This window comes from Longimicrobium sp., assembly GCF_036387355.1.
Taxonomy (GTDB): Bacteria; Gemmatimonadota; Gemmatimonadetes; order Longimicrobiales; family Longimicrobiaceae; genus Longimicrobium.
The window spans coordinates 1-3,985 of sequence record NZ_DASVTX010000170.1; the positions used below are offsets into that span (position 1 = coordinate 1).

A 3,985-nucleotide genomic window follows, 5' to 3' on the forward strand; every position below is an offset into this window, starting at 1 on the left:
CGCGGGATCGCCACGCTCGGCCCCCCGCCCCGCGCCACCCCGTCGACGAAGCGCTTGTCGATCTTGAGCACGTCGAGCGGCAGCTGCTGCAGGTAGCCGAGCGACGAGTAGCCGGTGCCGAAGTCGTCCATGCACAGCCCCACGCCCGTTTCGCGCAGCCGGTGCAGCACGCGGATGGCCGCCTCCTCGTCCTGCAGCAGCACGCCTTCCGTGAGCTCCAGCCGGATGCGGGACGGATGGACGTTGCACTCGCGCAGGGTCTGGGCGAGGTACTCGGCCAGGTCCGGCTGCGCGAACTGCACGGGGGAAAGGTTGACGGCCATCGTCAGCCGTTCGTCGCCCAGTTCGCCGCTCCACGCCGCGACCTGCGCGCAGCACTGCTCGATCACCCAGCGGCCGATGGGGAGGATGAGCCCCGTTTCCTCGGCCAGGGGGATGAACTCCAGCGGCGGCACGTTGCCGCGTTCCGGATGCCGCCACCGCAGCAGCGCCTCGAACCCCTCGATGCGCCCCGAGTGCAGGGACACGAGCGGCTGAAAGAGCAGGCGCAGCTCGTCTCGTTCCAGCGCGCGCCGCAGGTCCGTTTCCAGCCGCAGGCGCGCCATGGCCTGCGCGTGCATGGCGCGGTCGAACACCTCGTAGCGGTTCTTGCCCAGCGACTTGGCCCGGCTGAGCGCCGCGTCTGCATCGCGCAGCAGCTCCTCCGCGCCCTCCTGCCCCGTGGCGGAGAATGCGATGCCGATGCTGGCGCTGGCGTACACCTCGTGCCCGTCGGGCGAGAACGGCGCGGCGATGGCCTCCAGCACGCGCTCTGCGAGGTGCGTGGCGTCGATGGGGTTCTGGATCCCCTCCAGCAGCACGGTGAACTCGTCGCCGCCGAAGCGCGCCAGGGTGTCGCCGGGGCGCAGCGCCGCCTCCAGCCGCCCGGCGAGTTCCGTCAGCAGCCGGTCGCCCGCGCCGTGGCCCAGGCTGTCGTTCACCACCTTGAAGCGGTCCAGGTCCAGAAAGAGCACCGCGAGCGAGGTGTGGTCGCCGCGGCGCACGCGCTCCGCCGCGTGGTCCAGCCGGTCCACAAAGAGCACGCGGTTGGGGAGCCCGGTGAGCGCGTCGTGCAGGGCGCCGTACGCAAGCTGCTCCTGCGCCCGCTTGCGGCTGGTGATGTCGTGAATGATGCCCTGGTAGCCCAGAACGGCGCCGTCCGCCCCGCGGCGCAGGGAGGCGGAAAGGAGCACGTCCAGCGACTGCCCGTCGCGCCGCAGCAGGCGCACCTCGAAGTCGCGGATGGACTCGCCGCGGGTGATCTCGTCGCGAAAGCGCTGGCGGTCCGCCGGGTTAGCGTACAGGTCCGTCACCCGCATGGAAAGCAGCTGCTCGCGGCTGTCGGCAAACAGGTCCACCGCCGCCTGGTTCACCGCCACGAACCGCCCGTCCAGCGTGGTGATGTAGATGGCGTCGCGCGACTGCTCGAACAGGCTGCGGTAGCGCTCCTCGCTGGCGCGCAGCGCCTGCTCCACCGCGCGGCGCGGGGTCACGTCGCGCGCGAAGCCCTGCACCGTGCCGCGCCCGCCCGGGCGGCGAACCGTGGTTTCCACCAGCTCCAGCATGACCTCGCGCCCGTCGCGGTGCCGCGAGGCGATGGTGAGGATGCGCGGCGCGTCGCCCACGGCCGCGGCGGCGTGGGCCAGCGCTTCGTCCCGCGGATCGGCGCAGAGCACCGCGCGCGGCCGCCCGGCCAGCTCCTCCGGCGCGTACCCCAGCACCTGGGTGATGGAGGGGGACACGTGCACCAGCCGCCCCTCCGCGTCGGCCGTGTAGAAGAAGACGGTTTCGCTCCCCGCCATCATGAGGCGGTAGCGCTCCTCGCTGACGCGCAGCGCCTCCTCGGCCCGTCGGCGGTCGGTGATGTCGCGGTTCACCCCCAGCGCGCCCAGCATCTGCCCCGCCTCGTCGCGCAGGGGCACCACGACCGTTTCCGAGATCCCCTCCGTGCCGTCCTTGCGGCGGAAGCGGATTTCGCCCTGCCAGCGCCCCTCGCTGTCCAGCTGCTCAAAGATTTCGGCGCTCAGCGCCGTGGCGCGGTCCACGCCCAGCCACAGCTCCGGCCCGTGCCCGCGCGCCTCGTCGCGCGACCAGCCGTAGATGCGCTCCGCCGCGCGGTTCCACGTCACCAGCCCGCCGTGCACGTCGGTGATCATCACCGCGTCGTACAGGTTGTCGAACACCATCGCCTGCCGCTGCAGGGTGGCTTCGGCCTGCTTGTGGGCGGTGATGTCAAAGGCGGTGCCGAGGGCCGCGGCCTCGCCGCGGTAGTGCACGACCCCGGCGGCGAACTCCACCCACCGCTCCTCGCCGTTCTTGCGGACGATGCGGAACTCGTAGTGGTTGGGCACCGGCTCCCCCCGCTGCCGCGCCAGGCCCCGGTCGCGCACCATGTCGCGGTCGGCGGGGTGCACGATGTCCCAGAAGCTCACCTGCAGCAGTTCGTCGCGCGTGTACCCGGTCAGCGCTTCCGCGGCCGTGTTCACGTAGCGGAACCGCGTGCCCTGGTACACGAAGGTGGCGGCCGCCACGGTTTCCGCCAGTTCGCGGAACTGGCGGTCGCTTTCGCGCAGGGCCTCGGTGGCGCGGTCCATCTCGGCCACGTCGCTCTGCAGGCGGCGGTACCGGTCGATGAGCTCGTGCCCGTCGCCGTTGTGGCCCAGGGCGGCGGAAAGGGCGTCGGTGCGGCGCAGCGTGTCGTCCAGCTCCGCCAGCAGCGCGCGCCAGGGGGACGGCAGGGTGTCCAGCGCACCCAGGTGCCGCTCCGCGAGACGGCACAGTTCGTCGTGCAGAGCCGCCGGAGAGAGCCCGGCGGAACTCAGGGGGACCTGGCCTGGCGGCATGGGTCCTCGCGGGGGCGGGAGGGGGCAGATCGCGGATCCAACGCAGTATATCCGCGCCGGACCCGAACCGCCAAGGACCACGTTCAATTCCGCAATCCGGACGGTGCGCCGCCGTCGGTCATCCAGAAGAGCGCCGCGCCCGGCGCCGCCCGGATGGAGCCGCCGCGTGCGTTCCGGCCGCCGGTTTTCCGCGGCTCCCCGCCGCCGGCCACACCCTCACCAGCGGCGGTTCTGCGCCAGCAGGGCCAGCATGGCCGCGGCGTCCAGCGGGGGCGAGATCAGGTAGCCCTGGGCGTGGTCGCATCCCAGCGCGCGCACCCGGTCCAGCTGCGCCGGCGTCTCCACCCCTTCCGCCACGGTCTGCAGCCCCAGCCCGCGCGCCAGCCCCGCGATGGCGGCCAGCACCGGCCCGCCGCGCGCCTCCGCGCCGTCCCCGGCCAGGAACGACCGGTCCACCTTGACGCCGTCCATCGGCAGGCGGTGCAGGGTGGAGAGCGAGGAGAATCCGGTGCCGAAGTCGTCCATCCACGTGGCCGCGCCCAGCGACCGCAGGCGGCGCAGCAGGGTGGGCACGCCGTCGCCCACGTCCATCAGCACGCTTTCCGTGATCTCCAGACGCAGCCGTCCGGGCGCCACCCCGCCGCGCTCCAGCGCCGCCTGCACCTGGTCCGCCAGCTCCGCCCGGGCGAACTGGCGCACGGACACGTTCACGCTCATCGCCAGCTCCGCCGCGCCGGGGAGGGCGGCGCTCCACGCCCCCAGCTGCGCGCACGCCGTGTCCAGCACGTGGCGGCCCAGGCGCAGAATGAGCCCCGTTTCTTCCGCGCAGGGGATGAACTCCGCGGGCGGCACCCATCCCCGCTCCGGATGCCGCCACCGGGCCAGCGCCTCCATTCCCGCGATCCGCCCCGTCCCCAGGTGCACGATGGGCTGGTAGTGGACGGTGATGGCCCCGCCCTCCAGCGCGCCGCGCAGTTCCGTTTCCAGCCGCAGCCGGGCCAGGGCGCGGGCGTGCATCCCGGCGTCGTACACGGCCCAGCCGCCGGGGCCCGCGGCCTTGGCGCGGTACATGGCCGCGTCCGCCCCGCGCATCAGCGCCTCCG

At 73.2% G+C, this 3,985-nt stretch carries 2 protein-coding genes; both read right to left on the reverse strand.

Annotated elements, in window-relative coordinates; all coding sequences use genetic code 11:
* Positions 1 to 2,882, reverse strand: a 2,882-nt coding sequence (locus VF665_RS07715) for a PAS domain S-box protein (RefSeq protein WP_331052831.1), incomplete at its 3' end; no start/stop codon positions are given.
* 216 nt (positions 2,883 to 3,098) lie between these two features.
* The coding region (locus VF665_RS07720) for an EAL domain-containing protein (RefSeq protein ID WP_331052832.1) at positions 3,099 to 3,985 on the reverse strand (887 nt) is incomplete at its 5' end.